A 19,928-nucleotide genomic window follows, 5' to 3' on the forward strand; every position below is an offset into this window, starting at 1 on the left:
CAGGCCACCGGGCGTGCTCAGTTGGAGCGGGCGAGGATGCCGTCGACCTTCTGCTGGGCGGACGCGAGGAGCCGGCCGGGGTCGGCGTTCCGGTCGGTGAGGACCGCCGACATGACCGAGTCGAGGACGGCGTAGACCTGCTGGGCGTTCAACGGCTCGAGCTTGCCCGGGATGCGCGCGGAGGCGTCCTCGTACGGCTTGTAGTTCGCGACCGGCACGTTGGCCGACGCTCGGCGCAGCGAGTGATCGGTGTTCGCCGTCGACCCGGTGTAGAAGTCCGGCTGGGGGAGGCCGACCGCGCGCCCGTACTTCGCTTCGCGCTGGTAGTTCAGCTGGCCCTGTCCGGGCGTGAGGACGTAGTACTCCAGCCAGAGCAGCCCGGCCCTGACCTTGGCGGGGGAGGCCTTGACGTTGACCATGTAGCCGTCCCCGCCGATGAGCGTGGCCTTCGCCTCGGGGATCGGCGCCAGGCCGTAGTCCTTGTACGAGCCCTGGAACTGGTCGACCAGCGCGGTCACGTTGTCCGGCGCGGACAGGTACATCCCGAGCCGGCCGGCGGCCATCATCTGCTGCACGTCGGCGAGCTGGAGCAACTGCTTGGACCCCATCGAGTCGTCGGTCCAGCGCATCTGCCGGAGGTTCTCCAGCACGGCCTGGCCCTGCGGGCTGTTGAACGCGGCCTTCTTCCCGTCGGGGGTGACGACGTCGCCGCCCTGGCCGTACAGCTCGGTGGTGAAGTGCCAGCCACCCTGGTTGCCGGCGCTGTAGTCGGCGTATCCGACGACGCCCTTGCCGAGTGCGGCGATCTTCTTCGCGTCGGCGCGCAGCTCCGCCCAGGTCGCGGGCGGGGTGTCGGGATCGAGCCCGGCCTGCTTGAACAGCCTGCGGTTGTAGAGCAGGCCCATCGAGTAGTTCTGCCGGGGGAGGCCGTAGATCCTGCCGTCGGGGCCGGTGAAGACGCGCTTGACGGAGGGCTGGAGATCGGGGACCTGCTTGACGCTCCCGAGGTACTTGGTGAGGTCGGCGGCCTGACCCGACTTGATCACGTTCTGGACGTCGGTGAAGTAGGTGTAGAAGACGTCCTCCATCTGGCCGCCCGCGAGCTTGGCCGTGAAGGTCTTCGGGTCCGCGCAGGGGAAGGCGTCCTTGCCGACGACGGTGATGTCCGGGTGCAGTCGGTGGAAGGCGGCGACGTCCTCGTTCCACTCGCGGCGCTGGGTCGGCTGGCTCTTCGCGGGCATGCAGCCGACCGTGATGGAGACCTTCCCGCCCGAGGCGTCCTTGGACCCGTCACCGCCTCCGCACGCCGTACTGGTCAGGGCGAGCCCTGCCGTCAAAAGGACCATGAGTCGTCGGGGTCTCATCATCGACTCCCTCCTGGACTGGCCTCCGGCGCCCAGAGGCCGCGGGCCGAGGACCGGGATGCAGGATCCGGTGCGAGAACGATATAGAGACCGACATCACACTGCAATAGTCGAACTGAAAAGAGAAAAAAAACGACAGCGCGTCGTTAGGTCGGTCCGGTGGAGCCGCGGACCACGAGCTCCGGCTCGAACAGCAGCTCTTCGGGGGCGGCTTGCGAGCCGTCGATCTGGGCGCCGAGAAGGGTCACCACCGCGCGTCCCATCGCGTCGATGGGCTGGCGCACCGTGGTCAGCGGCGGGTCGACGCAGCTCATGAACGCCGAGTCGTCGAAGCCGACCACCGAGACGTCCTCGGGCACCCGCCGTCCCTGCCGGCGGGCCGCCTTGATCGCGCCCAGCGCCAGCGGGTCACTGCCGCAGATCACCCCCGTGACCCCCCGCCGCAGCAGGCGGGTCGTCGCCGCCTGCCCCCCTTCCAGGGAGAACAGGGTCCGCTCGACGAACTCTCCGCCGTCGGCCGCCTGGGCCAGCCGCTCGAAGGTCTCCACCTTCCGGCGGGATGGCATGTGGTCCGCCGGGCCGACGACCAGGCCGATCCGCTCGTGCCCCAGCGCGCGCAGATGCCCGTACGCCTGCTCGACGGCGACGACGTCGTCGGTCGCCACCGCCGGGAAGCCGAGGTCGGCGACGGACGCGTTCACGAGCACCACCGGCATGCCGCGTCTGCGGAGCAGGTGGTAGTGCTCATGTGCGGCGTCCGCCTCCGCGAACATCCCGCCGGCGAAGATCACTCCGGAGGCCTGCTGGTCGAGCAGTAGGTTCACGTACTCCGGCTCCGAGAGGCCGCCCGCCGTGCGCGTGCACAGGACGGGCGTGAAACCGAGTTGCACCAGGGCGCCGCTGACGACCTCGGCCAGGGCGGGGAAGATCGGATTCTGCAACTCCGGCAGCACCAGGCCGACCAGCCGGGCCCGGTCGCCCCGCAACTGCGTCGGCCGCTCGTAGCCCAGCACGTCCAGCGCGGTCAGCACGTTGTCGCGGGTCGCCGCCGAGACCCCCGGTTTGCCGTTGAGCACCCGGCTGACGGTGGCCTCGCTGACCCCGGCCTTCTTGGCGACATCAGCAAGTCGTCGTGACATGCCGCAAGAATATCGCAAATCTTGCAAGCCGCTTACATGTGTTGCGGGAAGTGCTGCCGGGGCGCGCGGGCTCAGGAGCGCTTCGGCTCGAAGTGCAGCGCGGTGACCCCGCAGTCGAACGTCTGCGCGGTGACGAGGTTCAGCCGCTGGTAGGCCCCGCCCCGGGGGAAGACCGGCATTCCCGTGCCGATCGCGGTCGGGTTGACGAACAGGTGGAGTTCGTCGAGGAGCCCCTCGGCGATCAGGCTCGAGACCAGGGTGCCGCCGCCGTACGCGATGATGTCCCCGCCCGGCTGCGCCTTGAGCCGGTTGATCGTCTCGGTGAGGTCGCCGCCGGCGACGGTGGCGTTCTCCCACGGCGACTCGGTGAGGCTGTTCGAGATCACGACCTTGGGCGTGTCGTTCATCTTGTCGATGGACTTCTGGTCCTCGCCCTCGGGTCCGGCCGCCCAGGCCGGGATGAAGCCCTCGGCGAGCCGGCGGCCCAGCACGATGCGGTCGACCGGCTCCGTGAGCGCCGTGACGTACGCCTTGATGTCGTCGGTCCACGGGAACGTCACCCAGTCCATCTCGCCGTTCGGGCCGGCCATGTAGCCGTCGACGGTGGTCTGGACCTGGAGCTTGAACGTGCGCATGAGGTGCTTCCTTCCGGGTTCGGAGCGGTGCCGTGAGGCCCGTCGTGCTCATGTGCCTTCAGCTTGGCCGAACCCGTTTACGGAATGTTTACGGCTTCCCTCCGCGCCGTCCGGTGCGGCGGCCGGGCCTCGGCCGCCGCACCTGTCCGCTACGACTCTTCGACCTGGATGGCCAGCGCCGGGCACACGGCCGCGGCCTGCCGGACGTCGGCGGCCAGGTCCGCCGGCGGCTCCTCGGCGAGCAGGACGACGATGCCGTCCTCGTCGCGCTGGTCGAACACGTCCGGCGCGCTGGTCACGCACTGCCCGGACGCGACGCACTTGTCCTGATCGATGATGACCTTCATGGGTTCGCTCCTTTGCGGATTACCAGGTGACGGGGAGTTCGTAGACGCCGTAGACGGATCCGTCGTGCTTGAACGGGATCCGGTCCAGGTCGGTGGCGAGTCTCAGGGTGGGGATGCGCTTGTAGAGCGTGCTGTAGACGACCTGCAGCTCCATGCGGGCCAGCGGCTGGCCGAGGCACTGGTGGACGCCGAAGCCGAACGCGACGTGGTGGCGGGCGTCGCGCCGGACGTCCAACTGGTCGGGGTGCTCGAAGGCGTCGGGGTCCCGGTTGCCGATGTCGTTGGGCAGGATGACGCCCTCGCCGGCGCGGATGGTCTGGCCGGCGAGCTCGATGTCCTCCACCGCCACGCGACGCCGACCGCTGTGCGTGATGTGCAGGTAGCGCAGGAGCTCCTCCACCGCCGAGGCGACGAGCTTCGGATCGTCGGTGTCGCGTAGCAGGGCGAGCTGGTCGGGGTGTTCCAGCAGGGCCAGGGTGCCCAGGGCGATCATGTTCGCGGTGGTCTCGTGCCCGGCGATCAGCAGGAGCACGCCGATCTGCGCGGCGTCCTGCCGGGTCAGCTCGCCCGCCTTGACCCGTCCGGTGAGCCCGGACAGCAGATCGTTGCCGGGATTCTCGAGCTTCTCGCCGACCAGCCGGTCCAGGTACTCGGTGAGGTTCCCCATCGCCGTCATCCGCTGCTCGGGCGTCGCGGTCCGCTTGATGATGACCTTGCTGTTGGCCTGGAAGAAGTCGTGGTCGGTGTACGGCACGCCGAGCAGGTCGCAGATGACCAGCGAGGGCACGGGCAGTGCGAACTCCTCCACCAGGTCCACCGGCTTCGGCCCGGCCAGCATCTCGTCGATCAGCCGGTCCACGATCCCCTGCACCGCGGGGCGCAGGGCCTCGATCCGCTTGATGGTGAACGGCGCGGTCACCATCCGGCGCAGCCGAGCGTGCTCGGGGTCGTCCATCAGGATGAAGCCGATCTTCGAGCCGCCCGGCTGGATCGGCGCCGAGCTCGGGTAGCCGGGGCGCTCGACGTCGGCGCTCAGCCGGGGGTCGGCCAGCAGCGTCCGCTGGTCGGCGTAGCGGGTCACCAGCCACGGGGTGCTGCCGTCCCACAGCCGGACCCTGGCCAGCGGACCTTGGCGCTGCGCGGTCGCCAGGTCCGGGGGCGGGTCGAACGGGCAGCCCGCCGCCCGGTCCATCGGGTATTCCGGAACCGCTGCCGCCTCCGGGCCGGCCGGACTCACTGTGCTGGTCATGGCTTCCTCCCTTATCAAGCGGGTTTCTCGGGATCGATCAGGGCAGGGCCGGCGCGAGGTCGGGACGGGCGTCGACGACCTCCTGGCGCCGCAGGCGGACCTGCTTGGGCATGTTCCAGCCGAGGACGCCGAGGACGCGGCCGTCCCGGTGGTAGCGGGCGACGAAGCGGCGGTCGGCCACCGCGCCGTCGACGATGGTCACCTCGGCGTCCGGGCTCGGCAGGCCGTGGACCTGGATCTTGGTGTCGAACTGGTCGGTCCACATGTACGGCACCGGGGCGTACGGCCGGTCGTCGCCGAGGATCGCGCCGGCGACGGCCATGGCCTGCTCGGTGGCGTTGGTCCGGTTCTCCAGCCGCAGCAGGGCGCCCAGCCCGGGGTGGTGCCAGCGGGCCACGTCGCCGACGGCGTAGATCCCGTCGGCGGCCCGGCAGCGGGCGTCGCACACGAGCCCGTCGTCCAGCCGCAGCCCGCTCCCGGCCAGCCAGTCCGTCGCCGGTGTGGCCCCGATCGCCACGACGACCACGTCGGCGGGCAGCACGTCGCCGGTGTCCAGCCGTACGCCGGTGACCCGTCCGTGCCGGGCGGTCAGGCCGCCGACTCCGGCGCCGAGCCGCAGGTCGACCCCGTTCTCGCGGTGCGTCTCGGCGAGCAGCGAGGAGACCAGCGGACCGAACCGGCCGGCCAGCGGCGCCGAGGCCGGGCCGGCCATGGTGACCGCCGGGCCCAGGCGGCGGGCGGTGGCGGCGATCTCGGCGGCGAGCACGCCATCCCCGACGACCACCACGCGTGCGGCGGTGAGCAGGTCGGCCCGCAGAGCCGCGGCGTCGTCGAGGGTGCGCAGCACGTGCACGCCGGAAAGGCCGTCCTGGCCGGGCAGTGTGCGGGGGCGCAGTCCGGTGGCCACGACGATGGCGTCGGCGCGCAGGACGCGCCCGGACTCGGTCCGTACCGTCCGGGCCGCCGCGTCGAGGCCGGCGGCGGGATCGCCGAGGATGAACTCGGTGTCCAGGGCGGACAGATGAGCGGGCGGGCGAAGCGCGGCCCGGCCGGGCTCCCACGCTCCCGAGAGGACCTGTTTGGACAGCGGGGGCCGGTCGTACGGCGCGTGCGGCTCGGCCCCCAGCACGGTCAGCTCGCCCTGGTACCCCTTGCGGCGCAGGGCCTCCGTGGTCGCGAGCCCGGCGGCGGACGCGCCGACCACCAGGACCCCGGCCGGATGAGACGTCATGAGGTCTCGCTCAGCCGGATGGCGCCGGCGGGGCAGACGTCGGCGGCCTCACGGACCACGCCGTGCAGCCGCTCGGGAGGTCGTTCGTCGAGCAGGACGACGATCCCGTCGTCCTCCCGCTGGTCGAACACCTCCGCGGTGAGCAGGACACAGCTGCCGGCGCCGCAGCACTTGTCCTGGTCGACGGCCACTCTCATCATGGTTTCTCCTTGGAATCGTCCTGGGCCGGGGTGACCGGAGCCAGCAGCAGCCCGACGATCGCGTCGATCAGTCCCGTGGCCGCGTCATGCCAGCTGGACCGGGCGGTGGGCGTCCCCTCGGCGAGTGCGCGTTCGCGTTCGGCGGTCATGTGCATGGTCAGCTGGCGGACCATCTCGCCGCGCTCCATGCGGACCTCGACCGGCAGTTCGGGAAGGCACCGGTTCATCCCGTCCACGGCCTCGCGCAGCGACGGCTCGCCGAGCGACTCGTCGACCATGATCGTGCGCAGCTCGGGGTCGGTCATCACCTGCGCGCTGAACCGGGCGAACCAGCTCGGGCGCGGCAGCGAGGCCAGGTGCTCGATGTTCGGGCGCAGCAGGCACGCGATCCAGTCCCGCAGATCCGTCGAGCCGGCGACCTCGGCCACCATGCTCGTGCGGATGCGGTCGATGTCCTCGGTGTGCCTGCGGATGATCGCGCGGACGAGGTCGGTCTTGGTGCCGAAGTGGTAGCCGACCGCGGCGGTGTTGCCCTGTCCCGCGGCCTCGCTGATCTGGCGGTTGGACACGGCGAACACCCCGTGCTCGGCGAACAACCGCTCCGCCGCGGCCAGGATCGACTCTCGCGTCGCCTGCACCCGTTCCGCCCGTACCGCCATGACCATCTCCTCACCATCGGATCGGCAGGCTGTGCAGCCCGCCGACGACCAGTCCCTCAACGCGTTCTAGATTCTCCGCCGGGACGGCGAGCTCCAGGGACGGAAGGCGGTCGAGCAGCACGCCGAGGACGGTCTGCAGCTCGGTGCGGGCCAGCGACTGCCCGAGGCAGGAGTGCGCTCCGGCGCCGAAGGTCAGATGCGGATTCGGGCTGCGGGTCAGGTCCATCTCCTCGGCCCGGTCGAAGGCGGTCTCGTCCCGGTTGGCCGCGGCCATGTCGCACAGCACGGTGGTGCCGCGGGGAACCGGCGTGTCGCCGACCTCGACGTCCTGGTCGATGTAGCGGACCATGCCGAGCCCGAGGTTGGTGTCGAACCGGAGTACCTCCTCGACGGCGGTCCGGATCAGCGACCGGTCGGCCAGCAGCCCCTCCCAGCGCCGCCGGTCGGCCAGCAGCATGGCCACCATCTTGGCGATCATGTTCGCGGTGGTCTCGTGCCCGGCGACCAGCAGGCCCTGGCCGGTGGCGACCAGCTCCGCCTCGGACAGCCCGCGGCCCTCGGCGTCGGTGGCGACGATCAGTTCGCTGAGCAGGTCGTCGCCCGGCTCGCCCCGGCGGTCGACGATGTGGCCCGCCATGTACGCGTTGAACTCGGCCTGGGCGGTCTTCACCTGCTCCTCGGTGTAGCGGGTCAGGTTGAGCATGCAGTCCGACCAGTGGGCGAACCGGTCCCGGTCGGAGTCGGGGACGCCGAGCAGGTCGCAGATCACCCACACCGGCAGCGGGAACGCCAGGCCCGACTTCAGGTCCGCGGGCCGGCCGCTCTTCACCATCGCGTCGATGAGCCCGCCGGCCATGGCCTCGATCCGCGGGCGCAGCGCCGCCATCCGCCGGGCGGTGAACCACTTGCCCACGAGCCGCCGCCAGCGCAGGTGCTCCTCGCCGTGCTGGGGGAGCACGTTGGCCATCTCGTTGTTGAACACCCCGCCGGACTCGGTGTCGGTGATCCGCGCCGCGTCGGGGGCGTTCAGCCGGCGGCCGAACCGCGGGTCGGACAGCACCTGCTTGACGTCGGCGTAGCGGGTGATGAGCGACATCTCGTCTCCGCTCGGCATGGCCACGCGCGCGACCGGGCACCGCTGGCGCAGCGTCGCCCACTCGGCCGGGGGCTCGAGCGCCGCCGGGCGGGGCAGCGGGTAGTCCAGCCTCTGCTCGTCGACCTGACTCACGGGGCGTCCTCCTGTCGACTCGTTGTCGCCGTCGTTGTCAGTCAACCCGCTCCGCTGGACTAAGTCAATCGATTGATTTAAATTTTGCCAAGGCGCATGCGCGCCGACCGTTCCGATGGAGGTTCCCCTCATGTCCCACGTTTCGACCGCCGCCGGAGCGTCCGGCCCGCCACGAGCGAAGGCCGGTCCCATCGTCGCCGTGCTGGCGCTCGGCGGAATCGTGGTCTCGCTCATGCAGACCCTGGTGATCCCGCTACTGCCCCAGCTACCCCACCTGCTCGGCTCCTCACCCGGGGACACGACCTGGGCCGTCACCGCCACGCTGCTCGCCGCGGCGGTGGCCACACCGGTGATCGGGCGGCTCGGCGACATGTACGGCAAGCGGCGCATGCTGCTCGTCAGCCTGGTGCTGCTGATCGTCGGCTCCGCCGTGGCGGGCCTGTCCGACTCCCTGCCGCCCATGGTCGTCGGCCGTGCCCTGCAAGGACTGGCGTCCGGCGTGATCCCGCTGGGCATCAGCATCATGCGCGACGAACTGCCCGTCGAGCGGCTCGGCGCGGCGACCGCGCTCATGAGCGCCTCACTCGGGGTGGGCGGCGCGCTGGGCCTGCCCGCCGCAGCGTTCCTGGCCGAACGCGCCGACTGGCACATGCTGTTCTGGACCTCGGCCGGCATGGGCGTGCTGGCCACCGTGCTGGTGCTGCTGATCGTGCCCGAGTCGCCCGTGCGCACTCCGGGACGCTTCGACCTGCTCGGCGCGGCCGGGCTGTCCGCCGGCCTGGTCTGCCTGCTGCTGGCCGTCTCCAAGGGCGCCGACTGGGGCTGGACCGGCGGCCTGACCCTCGGGCTGTTCGCCGCGGCCGTCATCGTGCTGGCCGCGTGGGGCTGGTGGGAGCTGCGCACCCGGGAACCCCTCGTGGACCTGCGCACGACCGTCCGCCGTCAGGTGCTGCTCACGAACATCGCCTCCGTCGTGTTCGGCGTCGCCATGTTCGCGATGTCCCTCGTGCTGCCGCAGCTGCTGCAACTGCCCAAGGCGACCGGGTACGGCCTGGGCCGGAGCATGCTGGCGGCCGGCCTGGTGATGGCGCCGACCGGACTGGTGATGATGGCCGCGGCCCCGTTCTCCGCCCGCATCTCCGCGGCCCGGGGGCCGAAGGTGACCCTGATGGCCGGCGCGGTCGTGGTCGCCGCCGGGTACGGGGTGGGTATCGTCCTGATGTCCGCGATCTGGCAGCTGGTGCTGGTCTCGTGCGTGATCGGCGCCGGTATCGGCCTGGCCTACGGCGCCATGCCCGCACTGATCATGGGGGCCGTGCCGGTGTCGGAGACCGCCGCCGCCAACAGCCTGAACACCCTGATGCGCTCGATCGGCACCTCGATGTGCAGCGCGGTCGCGGGCGTGGTGCTGTCCCATATGACCATCACGCTCGGCCCGGCCACCGTGCCCTCGCAGAACGCCTTCCGGGTGGTCATGGTGATCTCCGCGGCCGGAGCCCTCATCGCCCTCGCGGTCGCCGCCTTCCTGCCCGGCCGCCGCGTAGGCACCCCCACGTCGTCGCCCGTGGTCACGGAACCGGCCGAGACGCACTGATCCCCACTGGATGCGCCGTTCGGCGGGCCTGATGGCTACCATCGGGTCATCCGATGCTTTTCCTTCAGGGGGGACCGTGAGCGACGTCCCAGGCCCGTCGGACGGTCGCAAGCCGGTCTTCGCCGCCGAACGCCGCAAGCGCATTCTCGAACTCCTCCGGGCGAACGGCACCCTCTCGCTGCGCCAGCTGGCGGAGGCCGTCCAGTCGTCGGAGGTCACGGTCCGCCGCGACGTCCGCGCGCTCGAGGCCGACGGGCTGCTGGACCGTCACCACGGGGGAGCCTCGCTGCCCGGCGAGCTCTCCCAGGAGCCGACGTACCTCCAGAAGGTTCAGGTCGGGAGCGAGGAGAAGGCCGCGATCGCCGACCTGGCGACCGCGCTCGTCGACGACGGCGACGCGATCGCCATCGGCCCCGGCACCACGACGTACGCGCTGGCGCAGCGTCTCACCGGTCACACCGACCTGACGGTGGTCACCAACTCGCTCCTGGTCGCGCAGGCGCTGGCGGCCTCGCCGCGCATCGAGGTCGTGGTGACCGGCGGCACGCTGCGCGGCCCGGTGCAGGCACTGATCGGCAGCGCGGCGGAGCGGTCGCTGGCCGGGCTGCGCATGCGGCGGGTGTTCATCTCCGGCAACGGGCTCACCGCCGAGCGCGGCCTGTCCACGCCGAACATGCAGGTGGCCGGCACCGACCGGGCGCTCGCCGAGGCCGCCGAGGAGGTCGTGGTGCTCGCCGACCACGCCAAGATCGGCGTGAACACCATGGTGCAGACCGTGCCCCCCGAGCGCATCGACCACCTCGTCACGGGCGAGGACGCGCCGCCCGACGAACTGCACGAACTGAGCGCACGGGGCGTACGGATCCACATCGCCCGTCTCTGATCTGGCAGGTGAGGGCCGCGGCGTGGTATCACGTGCGGTGAACCGGCGCGGTACCGGGAGGTGCGTCGTGACGGACAGAGCCCTGGAGGCGGCCGGGATCCTCAAGACGTTCCCCGGCACGGTCGCCCTCGACCACGTCTCACTTCTGCTGGCGCGCGGCGAGGTCCACGCCCTGACCGGTGAGAACGGCGCGGGCAAGTCCACGCTCGTCAAGGTCCTGACGGGTGTCCATCGCCCGGACGCCGGGCGGCTGCGCCGCGACGGCGCGCCGCTGCGGCTCGGCGGCCCCCTGGACGCCCGCCGCGCGGGCATCATGGCGGTCCACCAGGACGACACGCTTATCCCCTCGATGAGCATCGCCCGCAACCTGTTCGCCGGCGCGGAGCCGCGCGGCCGGCTCGGCCTGATCGACACCGCGCGGATGCACGACCAGGCCACCGACATCCTGTCCCGCCGTTATGGCCTGCGCGTGGACGTACGCCGGCCGCTGGCGGCGCTGGACCCGGGCGCGCGCACGCTGGTCGCGCTGGCCCGCGTGGTCACGGCCGGCGCCGAGGTGATCATCCTCGACGAGCCGACCGCGGAGATGGAGCCGCCGCAGATCGAGACGCTGTTCCGCGTCGTGGCCGAGCAGCGCGAGCTGGGCCGGGCGGTGCTGTACGTCAGCCACCGGCTCGACGAGCTGTACCGGCTCGGCGACCGCCTGACGGTGCTGCGCGCCGGCCGCGTCGTGCACAGCGGGCCGTTCGCGGCGCTGGACCGCCGCACGCTGGTGTCCATCATGCTGGGACGGCGGCTCCAGCGGATGCCGTCCGCCGTACCCGAAACGGCCGCGGACGCCCCCGCCGACCCGCCCTACCTGCGCGCCACCGGGCTGACGCGCCGGCACGCGCTGGCCGACGTCTCGCTCGAGCTGCGGGAGGGCGAGGTGCTGGGGCTGGGCGGCCTGCTGGGAGCGGGCCGCTCGGAGACCGCCAAGGCCATCGCGGGCGCGTTGACCCTCGACTCCGGCCAGGTCACGGTGGCCGGCGCGCCGTTGCCCCGGCGCTCGATCGCCGGCGCGATCCGCGCGGGCGTGGGTCTCCTGCCGGAGAACCGCGCCACCGAGGGCATCATCCCGTCGCTGTCCGTCCGCGACAACATCGCGCTGGCCGCGCTGCCGCGCCTGTCCCGCTTCGGCATCGTGTCCGGCGCGCGGATCGACCGGGTCGTGGAGACCTTCATGCGCCGCCTGCACATCAAGGCGACGTCACCGCTGCAGAAGGTCGCCGAGCTCTCCAGCGGCAACCAGCAGAAGGTCCTGCTGGCCCGCTGGCTGGCGATGCAGCCGAAGGTCCTGCTGCTGGACGAGCCCACGCGCGGCATCGACGTCGGCGCCAAGGCCCAGCTCCGCGACCTGCTGGACGAACTGGCCGTGGCCGGCCTGGCCATCCTGCTGATCTCCTCCGACCTCGAGGAGCTGGTCTCCGGCTGCGACCGCGTCGTGGTCCTGCGCGACGGCACCGTCGCCGCCGAACTGACCGGCCGCGAGGTCACCGAGGACCGCATCATCGCCGCCATGGCCTCCGCCGGCGCCGAGCGATCGGATCGCTGACCGCGACCAGGCAGGACCACGTCCGGGCGACACGGCGGTCATGGCCGCCGAGCCCGGACGCCTGCCGCGCTGCTGACGCTCTATGCAGTGGGGGAGCCTAGGGTCCCGCCTCAGCATGCAGTGGGGGAGCCGGCGGTCCCGCCTCAGCGCCGCTCACCCCGCGTTGAGAACGATCTCGCTCAGGAAACGCTGCTTTCCGCCTGAGCTTCTTCTCCGTCTCCCAGCAGTACGGCGTCGACGTGGAGGCTGACGCGGTACCGCGAATCCGGGCGACTGACGTACAGGCCGTTCATTCGGCGTGCCATGCGGGTGAGACCTTCGGGCGCGCGTTCCGGCAGTCTTCCAGCATTGCGCTGGTCCTCTCGGCGGACGGCGATTACGACCATGAGAATCGCGCCCACCGCGATTCCCAGTATGAGTATGGCGGCCGCAGCCACGACGACGATCATCTAGATGCTCCTCCCGGCGACCGGCCCGGCGTCCCGTCGCCGAGCTTACGTCTGACTCATACCAACGTTTCAGCATGTACAAACGGGAGGTAAGGGACCCACTACCGTTTTGCGACCTTTTCCGCTGGTCGCCGTCAACCGGACAGACGGCCTTCGCGGAGCCGGGGCGTCGGCTGCGGCGACGCCGGCCGCTGGAACAGCGCGCCGGACGGATAGTCGGCGAGGTCCTTCGTCCGCACGTGCACGAAGCCCTGCCGCAGGTAATAGGCATGCAGTGCCCGGTTGGTGGTCCAGACATCGACCCGGACCCATCGGGCGCCGAGGAGCGCCGCACGGGTGCCCGCCCAGTTCAGCAGTTCGGCGCCGAGCCGTTGTCCGGCATGGTCACGCCGGACCGCGAGACGGCGGATGTAGAACGCGCGTTCATGCCGTTCTCGCGGAGTCCACAGGCGACCGTCCGGCTCCTCGTCCATCGAGACCGTGGCGATCGCGCCGGCCGGGCCCCACACCAGCCACGTCCGCTGCGCGATGATGCACGACCGTACCCGCTCGGCGCGTTCCTCCTCGCTGGGCCAGGGCTTTTCCCACTGGTCCGTGCCTTTCGCCCGTAGCCATCTGGAGGCGTCTTCCAGCAGGGCCAGAACGGTGGACTGTTGGTCGGGCGTTGCGGGCCGGACGATGAACACCGGGCTTCAGTCGTGGTCGGAGCCGGGGAAGATCTCTTCCGCATGGTATGCCGACACGTCGCCGGTCTCATAGAGCAGGTGGTTTCGGTCGGCCGGCAAAATCGTGTGGGTGACCCGGATCGGCCGCTGGACCGAATACGCGGTCCGCCAGTGTTCGATCACCGGAATCGCGGGGCGGGTGGAGGGATCCAGTCCGAAGTACTCCGCCTCCTCCAGCGTGGGTTCACGCGCCGTGACACGATCGGTATAGCCGACCTGCCGGTGCCCTTTCTCGGCCAGCACCTCGATGGTGCCCCGTTTGATGTCCTCTGGCTTCATCAGGTCGGTGTCCTTGACGAGGTCGAGCGGGTAATACGACGTCTCGACGGACCAATGTTCCCCGTCGATCTGCCGCCACATCTGGCGGAACACGACGGCCGATCCCTCGGGGATCCGTAGCCGCCGTGCCACCTCCGCTTTGGCGGTGTCCTTGGTGACGTAGACCTGGTGGCCCGCCAGGCGTCCCTGCAGCGCGACGTCCGTGTGGTAAGAATCACTGTTCTCCGGGCCGCGACCGGGCTTTTCCCGCGAGGCGTACAGCGTGAACGCGGGAAACTCGCGAACCCGGATGGGCCGGCCTGGCGAGTGCTCGATGAGCCCGAGATTGGCCAGATCGGCGAGGACCAGGCGAATCGACTGCACGTCGAGGTCATGCTGGGCGGCCAGGTCGAACTCGGTGGCGAGTTCGGTTCCGGGCTCGAGCTCTCCGCTACGAATGCGCCCTTTCAGTTCCTCGGTCACCTGTCGGATTCGGTCGCGACGATGCACATGACCCTCCTGTAGCGGAATGGGCGGGGCGCAACGTGGGGAGTCGCTCCACAGCTTTCATATCGCGCGATGGAAGCGGTGTCATCCCCGTGCGCGATCCGCTCCTATCGATCCTGGGGCGAGATGTCTCCGACGTTGTAGACCAGATGAAACAGGTCCGCCGGGAAGATGGTGTGTGTCAGCCGGATCGAACGCTCGGCGGAGTTCGCCGTCCGGAACAACTCCATGACGGGAACTCCCTGGCCGAGGCGGAGCTCCTCTGTTTCCTGCGGTCCGGGCATGCGTGCCAGGAGCTGGTCCCGATAGCCGATCTGCTGGTGGCCGAGTTCGGCGAGGTACGCGATGGTCCCCTGCTCGATCTCCTGCTGTTTCGTCAGAGCGGTGTTCAACGCGATGTCGAGCGGATAGTAGGAGCGCTGGATGAGCGCGGGCTCCCCGTCCACCTGGCGAGTGATCTGGCGAAGTACCACCAGGTCTTCGATGGGGATGCGCAGCCGGTCGGCGATTCCGGTGGTCGCGGGCAGCACCCGCATCGTGACCGGGCCCCATCCAGGGGTGCGCTGCTGTGCCTCGATCTCCGAGCGGTACTCCGGATCGTGCTCGCTGCCGGGCCCCTCCACCCCCAGTGTGAAGTTCAGCACGGTCCGGGTGCGCACGAAGGTGCCGCGTCCCGGCTGGGAGACGATGCGCCCTTCGTTCGCCAGAAGGTTGAGAGCGAGGCGCACGGTGTTGCGCGAGACCCCGTACTCCTCCATCAGCTCCGGCTCGGAGGGCAGCTGGTCGTCCGCGGCGTAGACCTTCTGGTCGATCTTGGCGCGTAGATCGTCGGCGATGCGCCGGTACCGGGGGCCCTGCGATCGCTCAACCACGGCAAAGGCCTCCCTCAGCCTCGGAGTATCAAAACATACCAACGAGTCCTACCATACCCTTGACAAGGTCGCGGCGCTCGCACCACGCTGAGGGGCGCGGGTGGGGCCCCTCTGTGAGGGTGTCCCCGGGGCCGGGTGCTGGTCGGTGGTACGACCTATTACTCTTCCCATCCGTTGACGGCTCCAACTCGCTGCGAAATCGTCATTCGTGCTCAGGTTTCCGATTAACGGCGACTGCTCATGTAATCTACGAGCGTCGAAAGCATTCAGCGGCGAATGGTTCGAATCGCGCCTTGAGCTGCTTTCTGTCTTTTTAGCTTCAAGGTCACAGATGTCCGCAAAAACGCATCAACGGAGCAGACGATGAACAGACTTCCCGTGCCGGGGACGCATGACTGGGTGGAGCTTCCCGCCCACTACCTCGGTGCCACCTGCGCGGCGCTCACCGCCGCCGGGATCGCCGTCGCCGAGTCCTGGGTCGACCCCATGGACCCGCGCGACGCCACCATCTTGCTCGCGGTCCGGCCGTCAAGCGTCCTGCACGCCGACGTCCCGCTCGCTCTGGTGTGGGACGAGATGAGCGGCTGGCGGTACGGCCGGTTCGTGAGCGGCCGCAAGGGCATCCGCACCCGGCTCGACCAGGAGCGCAGCTTCGGCGGCGATCTCCTGCCGGAGCCGGCCATGGTCGCGGCCACCATGCAGTGCGTGTTCCAGGGCGCTCTGGTCGGTGCGACGGAGCGGCCGCGTTTCCGCCACTACGCCGACCTCGGTGACGGCACCGACGAACGTCTCGCCGCCTTCGCCCCGCAGGACGCCCTGCTCTGATCGGCACGCGATGATAAGGGTCTGCCGCCGGAGGGGGCCCTTATCGTTTCTTGACTCCAGCAGACCCTGATCCGGCGCGCGCACGACCAGCCGCCGGGCACCCGCGTGCGGATGGTCGTTAGAAATCAAGCAGGAGTCCATAGCCTTCGTCGATGCCCTGGCTCATCCAGTCGAGGATGTCGTGCAGGTCCGGGTCCTCCGCCGCTTCCCGTACGTACTTCTCGAAGGTCCAGGGGCCGGGGAGCCATACGCGGTGTTTCCGCGGAACCCGGTGGTTCCAGGACTTCGCCAGTGCCACCGGAACGGGCTCGTCATCACCGTGGCCGGGCGGAATGGAGGCGTGCTCCGCGCCCCAGTGCGGGGCCGGCGGGACGATCGGTGCCGGGATCGCGAGGATCTCCTCCCGGACGGTTCGCAGCTCGGGGTCGAGCGCCCACCTGTTCGTCCGTTCCCGGGCCTGCTCCGCCGACTCGCGTAGGAGCGACCATGCCTGGGCGTACCGCGAGGTGACGTCGTAGCGGTACCAGGCCCGTAGGTAACCGCGATGGGCGCCGCCGCGCACCTCGTCCAGATGCGTGCGCCACCGCCGCAGATGGTCGGCGAGCTCACCGGGCAGGAAGCTGCGAAAGGCCGCCAGCCGCCACTCCGCCGGGAGGGCCGGGCTGTAGACGAAGGAGCCTACCCGGCGGTAGCAGCCCGGGCCGCTGTCGAGTTTCACCCGCTGGGCGATCTCGTTCGATCCCGCGCCGGGGTGCGGTCCGCCGAGCAGGTGGTCGAACTCCCGGTCGCGCAGGTTGCCGAGGGCGGTGAAGGCGGTCGCCTGGGCTTCGACCAGTGCCGCCCAGCGTTCGGGGGAGAGGCCGCTCACCGGCCGCATCCGTACCCAGTCGATCCCCACCGCTTCTCCTTTACGATCCTTGGCATGGCAACGAGACTGGTGCAGGTCAATATGAAGGCCCATAACGCCTCCGCGCTCGGCCGGTTCTGGGCGGAGGCGCTCGGCTGGGCCATCGACAGTGAGGAGTACGGTTCCAGCCTCGAACCCGTCGGCTTCGCCTACCCCGACCCCGCCGCCGTCTGCATCGACCTCATCGCCCGCCCGGAACCCAAGACGGTCAAGAATCGGGTGCACCTCGACCTGGCCACCACCTCGGCCACCCACCGGACGGAGCTGGTCGCGCGCCTCAAGGAGCTCGGCGCGACCCCCGCCGACGTGGGCCAGGGCGACGTCCCCTGGACGGTCATGGCCGACCCGGAGGGCAACGAGTTCTGCGTCCTGGAACCCCGGCCGATCTACCAGGGCACCGGCCCGATCGCCGCGGTGGTCGTCGACTGCGCCGACCCGCGCGCCATGGCCCGCTTCTGGGGCGAGGCGATGGACTGGACCCTGCACGAGGTCACCGACGACCACGCGGTCATGCGCTCCGCCAAGGCCGTCGGCCCCTACCTGGAGTTCATCCGCACCTCCGACCCCAAGACCGTCTGGAACCGCGTCCACCTCGACATCTGTCCCTACCCCGGCGACGACATGGCGGCAGAGGAAGCCCGCCTGCGCACCCTGGGCGCCACCGACCCCGGCATCGACCAGTCCGACCTCCACTGGAGGGTCCTCGTCGACCCGGAAGGCAACGAGTTCTGCCTCCTCACCCCCCGCTGACCTCGGCTTCCGGTTTCCGGCGACGCACAGTCGTGCAGGACCGGAATGCGGTCGTCACTCATGTTCGATGGTCCACTCGAGGATGCCGCCGGACACCCCGTCGGCGAGATCTGCTTCCAACCGGAAAGCGGTGGCCCGGACGGGAGCGAACGTCGTGCGGTTGTAGGTGTCACGCGCGGTGCCGTACGCGGACGGGTTGTCGACGGGCCGCCAGGTGTCACCGTCGCGGTACAGGAGGCGCCACGACGTTGGGACGCGGCACTGCCCGTGTCCGGTGTCGTCGAACCAGTACACGGCGGTCGCCGCGGCCGTGACGGGGTCCGGATAGTCGTACTGGACCCACTCGACGCCTCCGCGATGGTCCCACCAGGTGAAGCGCGGGATCGACTCGTCGGCGGAGTTCGCCGGCTCGATCCCGTCGCACAGCGCCTCGGTCGTGTCCCCCTGCCACAGGTGAGAGGCCGTGGCGACCAGCACGACCTTCCATTCCCGAGCGCCCGCGCCGTGGCCGATGACCGGGAACGCGGTGAGGCGAAGCCGTGCGGCGCCCATCGGGACGAGGGTGACGGTCTCCGCGGGCTCGTCCGACCTGATCGGGCCGTCCTGCAGCGGCCGGATGACGTTCTCGTCGTCGGCCCGCCAGTTGGGGATCCGGCGGGCCCGGGCGCTGATCTCCAGGGGTGCTCCTCGCCGGGTGAACGGGTTTCCGCGCGCCGGCCGCCGCCGTACCGTGAAGGACCGTCCGTCGAGGCCGTAGTTCCACGGCGAGCCGGCGGTGACCTCGTACTCCGGCCATGCCGTGGTCCCGGCGAACCGCCGCCAGTTCTCCTCGATCGCCAGGGAGAAGGTGAGCGGACCGTGCTCCACGGAGACGGCTCCGTGGTTCTTCTCCCAGGTACGCGTGGTCGTGCGCATGGGGAGGCGAAGCTCGATCCGGTCGCCGTTCCGCCACGTGCGGGTGACGACGACATAGCAGGGCGGTGCCGCCCGTACGGGCACGGGTGAACCGTTCACGCGCAGCGCGGGCTCCTGACACCACTGCGGAACGCGCAGATAGAGCGGGAAGTCGACCGGGCGCGGCGTGGAGATCCGCAGCGTCACGGTCTCCTCGAACGGATACCCGGTCTCCTCGGTCACGGTGACGGCGGTGCCGTCGGCTCCGACCTTCGCCGTCACCTCGGACGCGGCGTACATCGAGGCGCAGAGCCCGGAGTCGTACGTCGCGAGCCAGAGTTCCTCGGCGAAGTACGGCCAGCCCATGCCGTAGTTGTGCGGGCAGCAGCGGTAGTTGTGCACGCCCGGCATGTACGCCTGCATGGCGAAGTCGTTGTCGAACTGACCGTGCGTCTTCGGGGTGTTGTCGAGCTGGACGCAGTTGGCGCTGGTGACGTAGTGCGTGCCGCGCTGCGCGGGGTCGAAGGCGGCGGGCAGCGAGTTCACGGCGATGTTCTCGCAGCGGTCGGCCCAGACCGGGTCGCCGGTGATCCGCGTCAGGACCTCGAAGCTGTGCATCAGCTCGACGAACCCGCAGGTCTCGAAGCCCTGCCGGGGATCGGTGAAGTACGGGCGGCAGTTCTCGTCGCCGGCGAACCCGCCGCCGGGGAACTGGCCGTACGTGCCCATGATCACGTCGTGGTTCCGGTACGTCGCCGCGCGCAACGCCGGGTCGCCCGCCAGGACGCCGTACTGGACGGGCTCGCGGAACCCCTGGGCGAGGTTGACGTTGTGCCAGGTCGGCAGGCCGGTGACGTAGTCCGCCGAGCCGGCGTGGATCTTGCGCACCAGGTCGAGGAGCCAGGCCTCCCCGGTCCGGTTGTAGGCCCAGTAAATGCTGTCGATGGTGTCGCCCCAGCGGTACGCGCCCCAGCCGCGCCGGAACACCTCGGCGGACTGCCGGTTCTGGAAGCCGAAGTATCGGATCAGGAACGGTGTGATGCGCTCGTCGCCGGTCGCCTCGGCGTACGAGCGGAGCGCGTCCAGGACCGGCATGTGCGGCCAGAAGTCGGGGCCGCCCTCGAGCGAGCTGCGGTGGACGGCGGGGCCGAACCAGCCGTCGGCCTGCTGGGCGGCCAGGATGCCGTCCACCCACCGGCGGGTCAGGCCCCGTACGCGCGGGTCGCCGGTGACGATGCCGAGGTCGGTGAACCCGCGCAGCCAGTACGGGAGCTCCTCCCAGCCTCCCTTCGAGGGATCGACCCACCCGTTGGTGTCGTAGTGCAGATAGTCCGATACCTCGGGCATACGCCCGTTGAGGCCTTCGAGCTGCAGGTCGAGCTGCCGCCGCAGCCACCCCTTCGGCCGTACGCTTCCCGGCGGCAGCTTGAGGAAGGGCGCGGGCCGTAGCGGCGCGCGGTTCGGCGTGTAGTGGCCGCCCGCCGAGGTGGCCTCGACCGTCCGCAGGACCCGTACGCCCTCCGGGAGGCGATCAGCGCGCGCGGGGCTCGCGACGCCGGCGGCCGCGACGCCCCCGGTCACGGCGAGACCACGGGTGAGGAACGTCCGTCGTTCCATC

20 protein-coding genes are annotated in these 19,928 nt (G+C 70.4%); 5 read left to right on the top strand and 15 right to left on the bottom strand.

Annotation, left to right across the window (positions count from 1 at the left end):
* Window positions 1–17 precede the first annotated feature (17 nt).
* The 9 genes from ACQP2O_RS19935 to ACQP2O_RS19975 form a co-directional block, all read right to left on the bottom strand.
* Window positions 18–1,364: an ABC transporter substrate-binding protein gene (locus ACQP2O_RS19935; protein ID WP_433187072.1), complete on the bottom strand. Its 1,347-nt coding sequence runs from the start codon at window positions 1,362–1,364 to the stop codon at window positions 18–20.
* A gap of 146 nt (window positions 1,365–1,510) precedes the next feature.
* Complete coding sequence (locus ACQP2O_RS19940; protein WP_433187075.1) at window positions 1,511–2,503, bottom strand: LacI family DNA-binding transcriptional regulator; 993 nt, start codon at window positions 2,501–2,503, stop codon at window positions 1,511–1,513.
* A gap of 71 nt (window positions 2,504–2,574) precedes the next feature.
* Window positions 2,575–3,138, bottom strand: a complete 564-nt coding sequence (locus ACQP2O_RS19945) for a dihydrofolate reductase family protein (protein WP_433187077.1) — start codon at window positions 3,136–3,138, stop codon at window positions 2,575–2,577.
* 149 nt (window positions 3,139–3,287) lie between these two features.
* Window positions 3,288–3,485, bottom strand: coding sequence for a ferredoxin (locus tag ACQP2O_RS19950; protein ID WP_433187080.1), 198 nt, complete (start codon window positions 3,483–3,485; stop codon window positions 3,288–3,290).
* A gap of 19 nt (window positions 3,486–3,504) precedes the next feature.
* Window positions 3,505–4,734, bottom strand: coding sequence for a cytochrome P450 (locus tag ACQP2O_RS19955; RefSeq protein ID WP_433187083.1), 1,230 nt, complete (start codon window positions 4,732–4,734; stop codon window positions 3,505–3,507).
* Window positions 4,735–4,771: 37 nt separating this feature from the next.
* Window positions 4,772–5,965 carry an NAD(P)/FAD-dependent oxidoreductase gene (locus ACQP2O_RS19960; RefSeq protein ID WP_433187086.1) on the bottom strand — a complete coding sequence of 398 codons (1,194 nt, stop codon included), beginning with the start codon at window positions 5,963–5,965 and terminating at the stop codon, window positions 4,772–4,774.
* Window positions 5,962–6,162 carry a ferredoxin gene (locus ACQP2O_RS19965; protein ID WP_433191082.1) on the bottom strand — a complete coding sequence of 67 codons (201 nt, stop codon included), beginning with the start codon at window positions 6,160–6,162 and terminating at the stop codon, window positions 5,962–5,964. Before ACQP2O_RS19965 ends, ACQP2O_RS19960 begins: the two co-directional genes overlap by 4 nt.
* Window positions 6,162–6,824 (bottom strand): TetR family transcriptional regulator, encoded by a 663-nt coding sequence (locus ACQP2O_RS19970; protein ID WP_433187088.1) that lies wholly within the window; start codon window positions 6,822–6,824, stop codon window positions 6,162–6,164. Before ACQP2O_RS19970 ends, ACQP2O_RS19965 begins: the two co-directional genes overlap by 1 nt.
* 10 nt (window positions 6,825–6,834) lie before the next feature.
* Window positions 6,835–8,052 carry a cytochrome P450 gene (locus ACQP2O_RS19975; RefSeq protein WP_433187091.1) on the bottom strand — a complete coding sequence of 406 codons (1,218 nt, stop codon included), beginning with the start codon at window positions 8,050–8,052 and terminating at the stop codon, window positions 6,835–6,837.
* A gap of 130 nt (window positions 8,053–8,182) precedes the next feature.
* On the opposite strand from ACQP2O_RS19975, the gene ACQP2O_RS19980 reads away from it, so the two are divergent.
* From ACQP2O_RS19980 to ACQP2O_RS19990, 3 genes are all read left to right on the top strand, one after another.
* Window positions 8,183–9,646, top strand: a complete 1,464-nt coding sequence (locus ACQP2O_RS19980) for an MFS transporter (RefSeq protein WP_433187094.1) — start codon at window positions 8,183–8,185, stop codon at window positions 9,644–9,646.
* A gap of 76 nt (window positions 9,647–9,722) precedes the next feature.
* Window positions 9,723–10,529: a DeoR/GlpR family DNA-binding transcription regulator gene (locus ACQP2O_RS19985; RefSeq protein WP_433187097.1), complete on the top strand. Its 807-nt coding sequence runs from the start codon at window positions 9,723–9,725 to the stop codon at window positions 10,527–10,529.
* A 67-nt stretch (window positions 10,530–10,596) separates the two neighbouring features.
* Complete coding sequence (locus tag ACQP2O_RS19990) at window positions 10,597–12,123, top strand: sugar ABC transporter ATP-binding protein (protein ID WP_433187100.1); 1,527 nt, start codon at window positions 10,597–10,599, stop codon at window positions 12,121–12,123.
* A gap of 179 nt (window positions 12,124–12,302) precedes the next feature.
* On the opposite strand, the gene ACQP2O_RS19995 is transcribed toward ACQP2O_RS19990, so the two are convergent.
* From ACQP2O_RS19995 to ACQP2O_RS20010, 4 genes are all read right to left on the bottom strand, one after another.
* Window positions 12,303–12,572: a hypothetical protein gene (locus ACQP2O_RS19995; RefSeq protein WP_433187103.1), complete on the bottom strand. Its 270-nt coding sequence runs from the start codon at window positions 12,570–12,572 to the stop codon at window positions 12,303–12,305.
* Between the two features lie 134 nt (window positions 12,573–12,706).
* A complete protein-coding gene (locus ACQP2O_RS20000; protein ID WP_433187106.1) occupies window positions 12,707–13,258 on the bottom strand; it encodes a GNAT family N-acetyltransferase in 552 nt (183 codons plus the stop codon).
* Window positions 13,259–13,264: 6 nt separating this feature from the next.
* The gene (locus tag ACQP2O_RS20005) at window positions 13,265–14,038 is read right to left on the bottom strand and encodes a GntR family transcriptional regulator (RefSeq protein ID WP_433187109.1); all 774 of its coding nucleotides are present in this window, start codon (window positions 14,036–14,038) and stop codon (window positions 13,265–13,267) included.
* Window positions 14,039–14,169: 131 nt separating this feature from the next.
* Complete coding sequence (locus ACQP2O_RS20010) at window positions 14,170–14,934, bottom strand: GntR family transcriptional regulator (RefSeq protein WP_433187113.1); 765 nt, start codon at window positions 14,932–14,934, stop codon at window positions 14,170–14,172.
* A gap of 363 nt (window positions 14,935–15,297) precedes the next feature.
* Here ACQP2O_RS20010 and ACQP2O_RS20015 point away from each other — a divergent pair, with 363 nt between their 5' ends.
* Entirely contained in the window at window positions 15,298–15,759 is a 462-nt protein-coding gene (locus ACQP2O_RS20015; RefSeq protein ID WP_433187116.1) for a DUF6292 family protein, read from the top strand.
* A 118-nt stretch (window positions 15,760–15,877) separates the two neighbouring features.
* Here ACQP2O_RS20015 and ACQP2O_RS20020 read toward each other — a convergent pair whose 3' ends face one another.
* On the bottom strand, window positions 15,878–16,657 hold the full coding sequence (locus ACQP2O_RS20020) for a hypothetical protein (protein WP_433187119.1): 780 nt from the start codon (window positions 16,655–16,657) through the stop codon (window positions 15,878–15,880).
* Window positions 16,658–16,681: 24 nt separating this feature from the next.
* Here ACQP2O_RS20020 and ACQP2O_RS20025 point away from each other — a divergent pair, with 24 nt between their 5' ends.
* Window positions 16,682–17,416, top strand: a complete 735-nt coding sequence (locus ACQP2O_RS20025) for a VOC family protein (protein WP_433187122.1) — start codon at window positions 16,682–16,684, stop codon at window positions 17,414–17,416.
* 54 nt (window positions 17,417–17,470) lie between these two features.
* Here ACQP2O_RS20025 and ACQP2O_RS20030 read toward each other — a convergent pair whose 3' ends face one another.
* Window positions 17,471–19,927: a beta-L-arabinofuranosidase domain-containing protein gene (locus ACQP2O_RS20030; RefSeq protein ID WP_433187125.1), complete on the bottom strand. Its 2,457-nt coding sequence runs from the start codon at window positions 19,925–19,927 to the stop codon at window positions 17,471–17,473.
* Window position 19,928: the final 1 nt, after the last annotated feature.

The organism is Actinoallomurus sp. CA-150999 (genome assembly GCF_050942425.1).
In the GTDB taxonomy this organism is placed as follows: Bacteria; Actinomycetota; Actinomycetes; order Streptosporangiales; family Streptosporangiaceae; genus Actinoallomurus.

Bases quoted from the DNA above. Each gene is read 5' to 3' on its own strand.
- ACQP2O_RS19935 (WP_433187072.1), bottom strand. From the start codon at position 1,364: ATGAGACCCCGACGACTCATGGTCCTTTTGACGGCAGGGCTCGCCCTG.
- ACQP2O_RS19940 (WP_433187075.1), bottom strand. From the start codon at position 2,503: ATGTCACGACGACTTGCTGATGTCGCCAAGAAGGCCGGGGTCAGCGAG.
- ACQP2O_RS19945 (WP_433187077.1), bottom strand. From the start codon at position 3,138: ATGCGCACGTTCAAGCTCCAGGTCCAGACCACCGTCGACGGCTACATG.
- ACQP2O_RS19950 (WP_433187080.1), bottom strand. From the start codon at position 3,485: ATGAAGGTCATCATCGATCAGGACAAGTGCGTCGCGTCCGGGCAGTGC.
- ACQP2O_RS19955 (WP_433187083.1), bottom strand. From the start codon at position 4,734: ATGACCAGCACAGTGAGTCCGGCCGGCCCGGAGGCGGCAGCGGTTCCG.
- ACQP2O_RS19960 (WP_433187086.1), bottom strand. From the start codon at position 5,965: ATGACGTCTCATCCGGCCGGGGTCCTGGTGGTCGGCGCGTCCGCCGCC.
- ACQP2O_RS19965 (WP_433191082.1), bottom strand. From the start codon at position 6,162: ATGAGAGTGGCCGTCGACCAGGACAAGTGCTGCGGCGCCGGCAGCTGT.
- ACQP2O_RS19970 (WP_433187088.1), bottom strand. From the start codon at position 6,824: ATGGCGGTACGGGCGGAACGGGTGCAGGCGACGCGAGAGTCGATCCTG.
- ACQP2O_RS19980 (WP_433187094.1), top strand. From the start codon at position 8,183: ATGTCCCACGTTTCGACCGCCGCCGGAGCGTCCGGCCCGCCACGAGCG.
- ACQP2O_RS19995 (WP_433187103.1), bottom strand. From the start codon at position 12,572: ATGATCGTCGTCGTGGCTGCGGCCGCCATACTCATACTGGGAATCGCG.
- ACQP2O_RS20015 (WP_433187116.1), top strand. From the start codon at position 15,298: ATGAACAGACTTCCCGTGCCGGGGACGCATGACTGGGTGGAGCTTCCC.
- ACQP2O_RS20025 (WP_433187122.1), top strand. From the start codon at position 16,682: ATGGCAACGAGACTGGTGCAGGTCAATATGAAGGCCCATAACGCCTCC.
- ACQP2O_RS20030 (WP_433187125.1), bottom strand. From the start codon at position 19,927: ATGGAACGACGGACGTTCCTCACCCGTGGTCTCGCCGTGACCGGGGGC.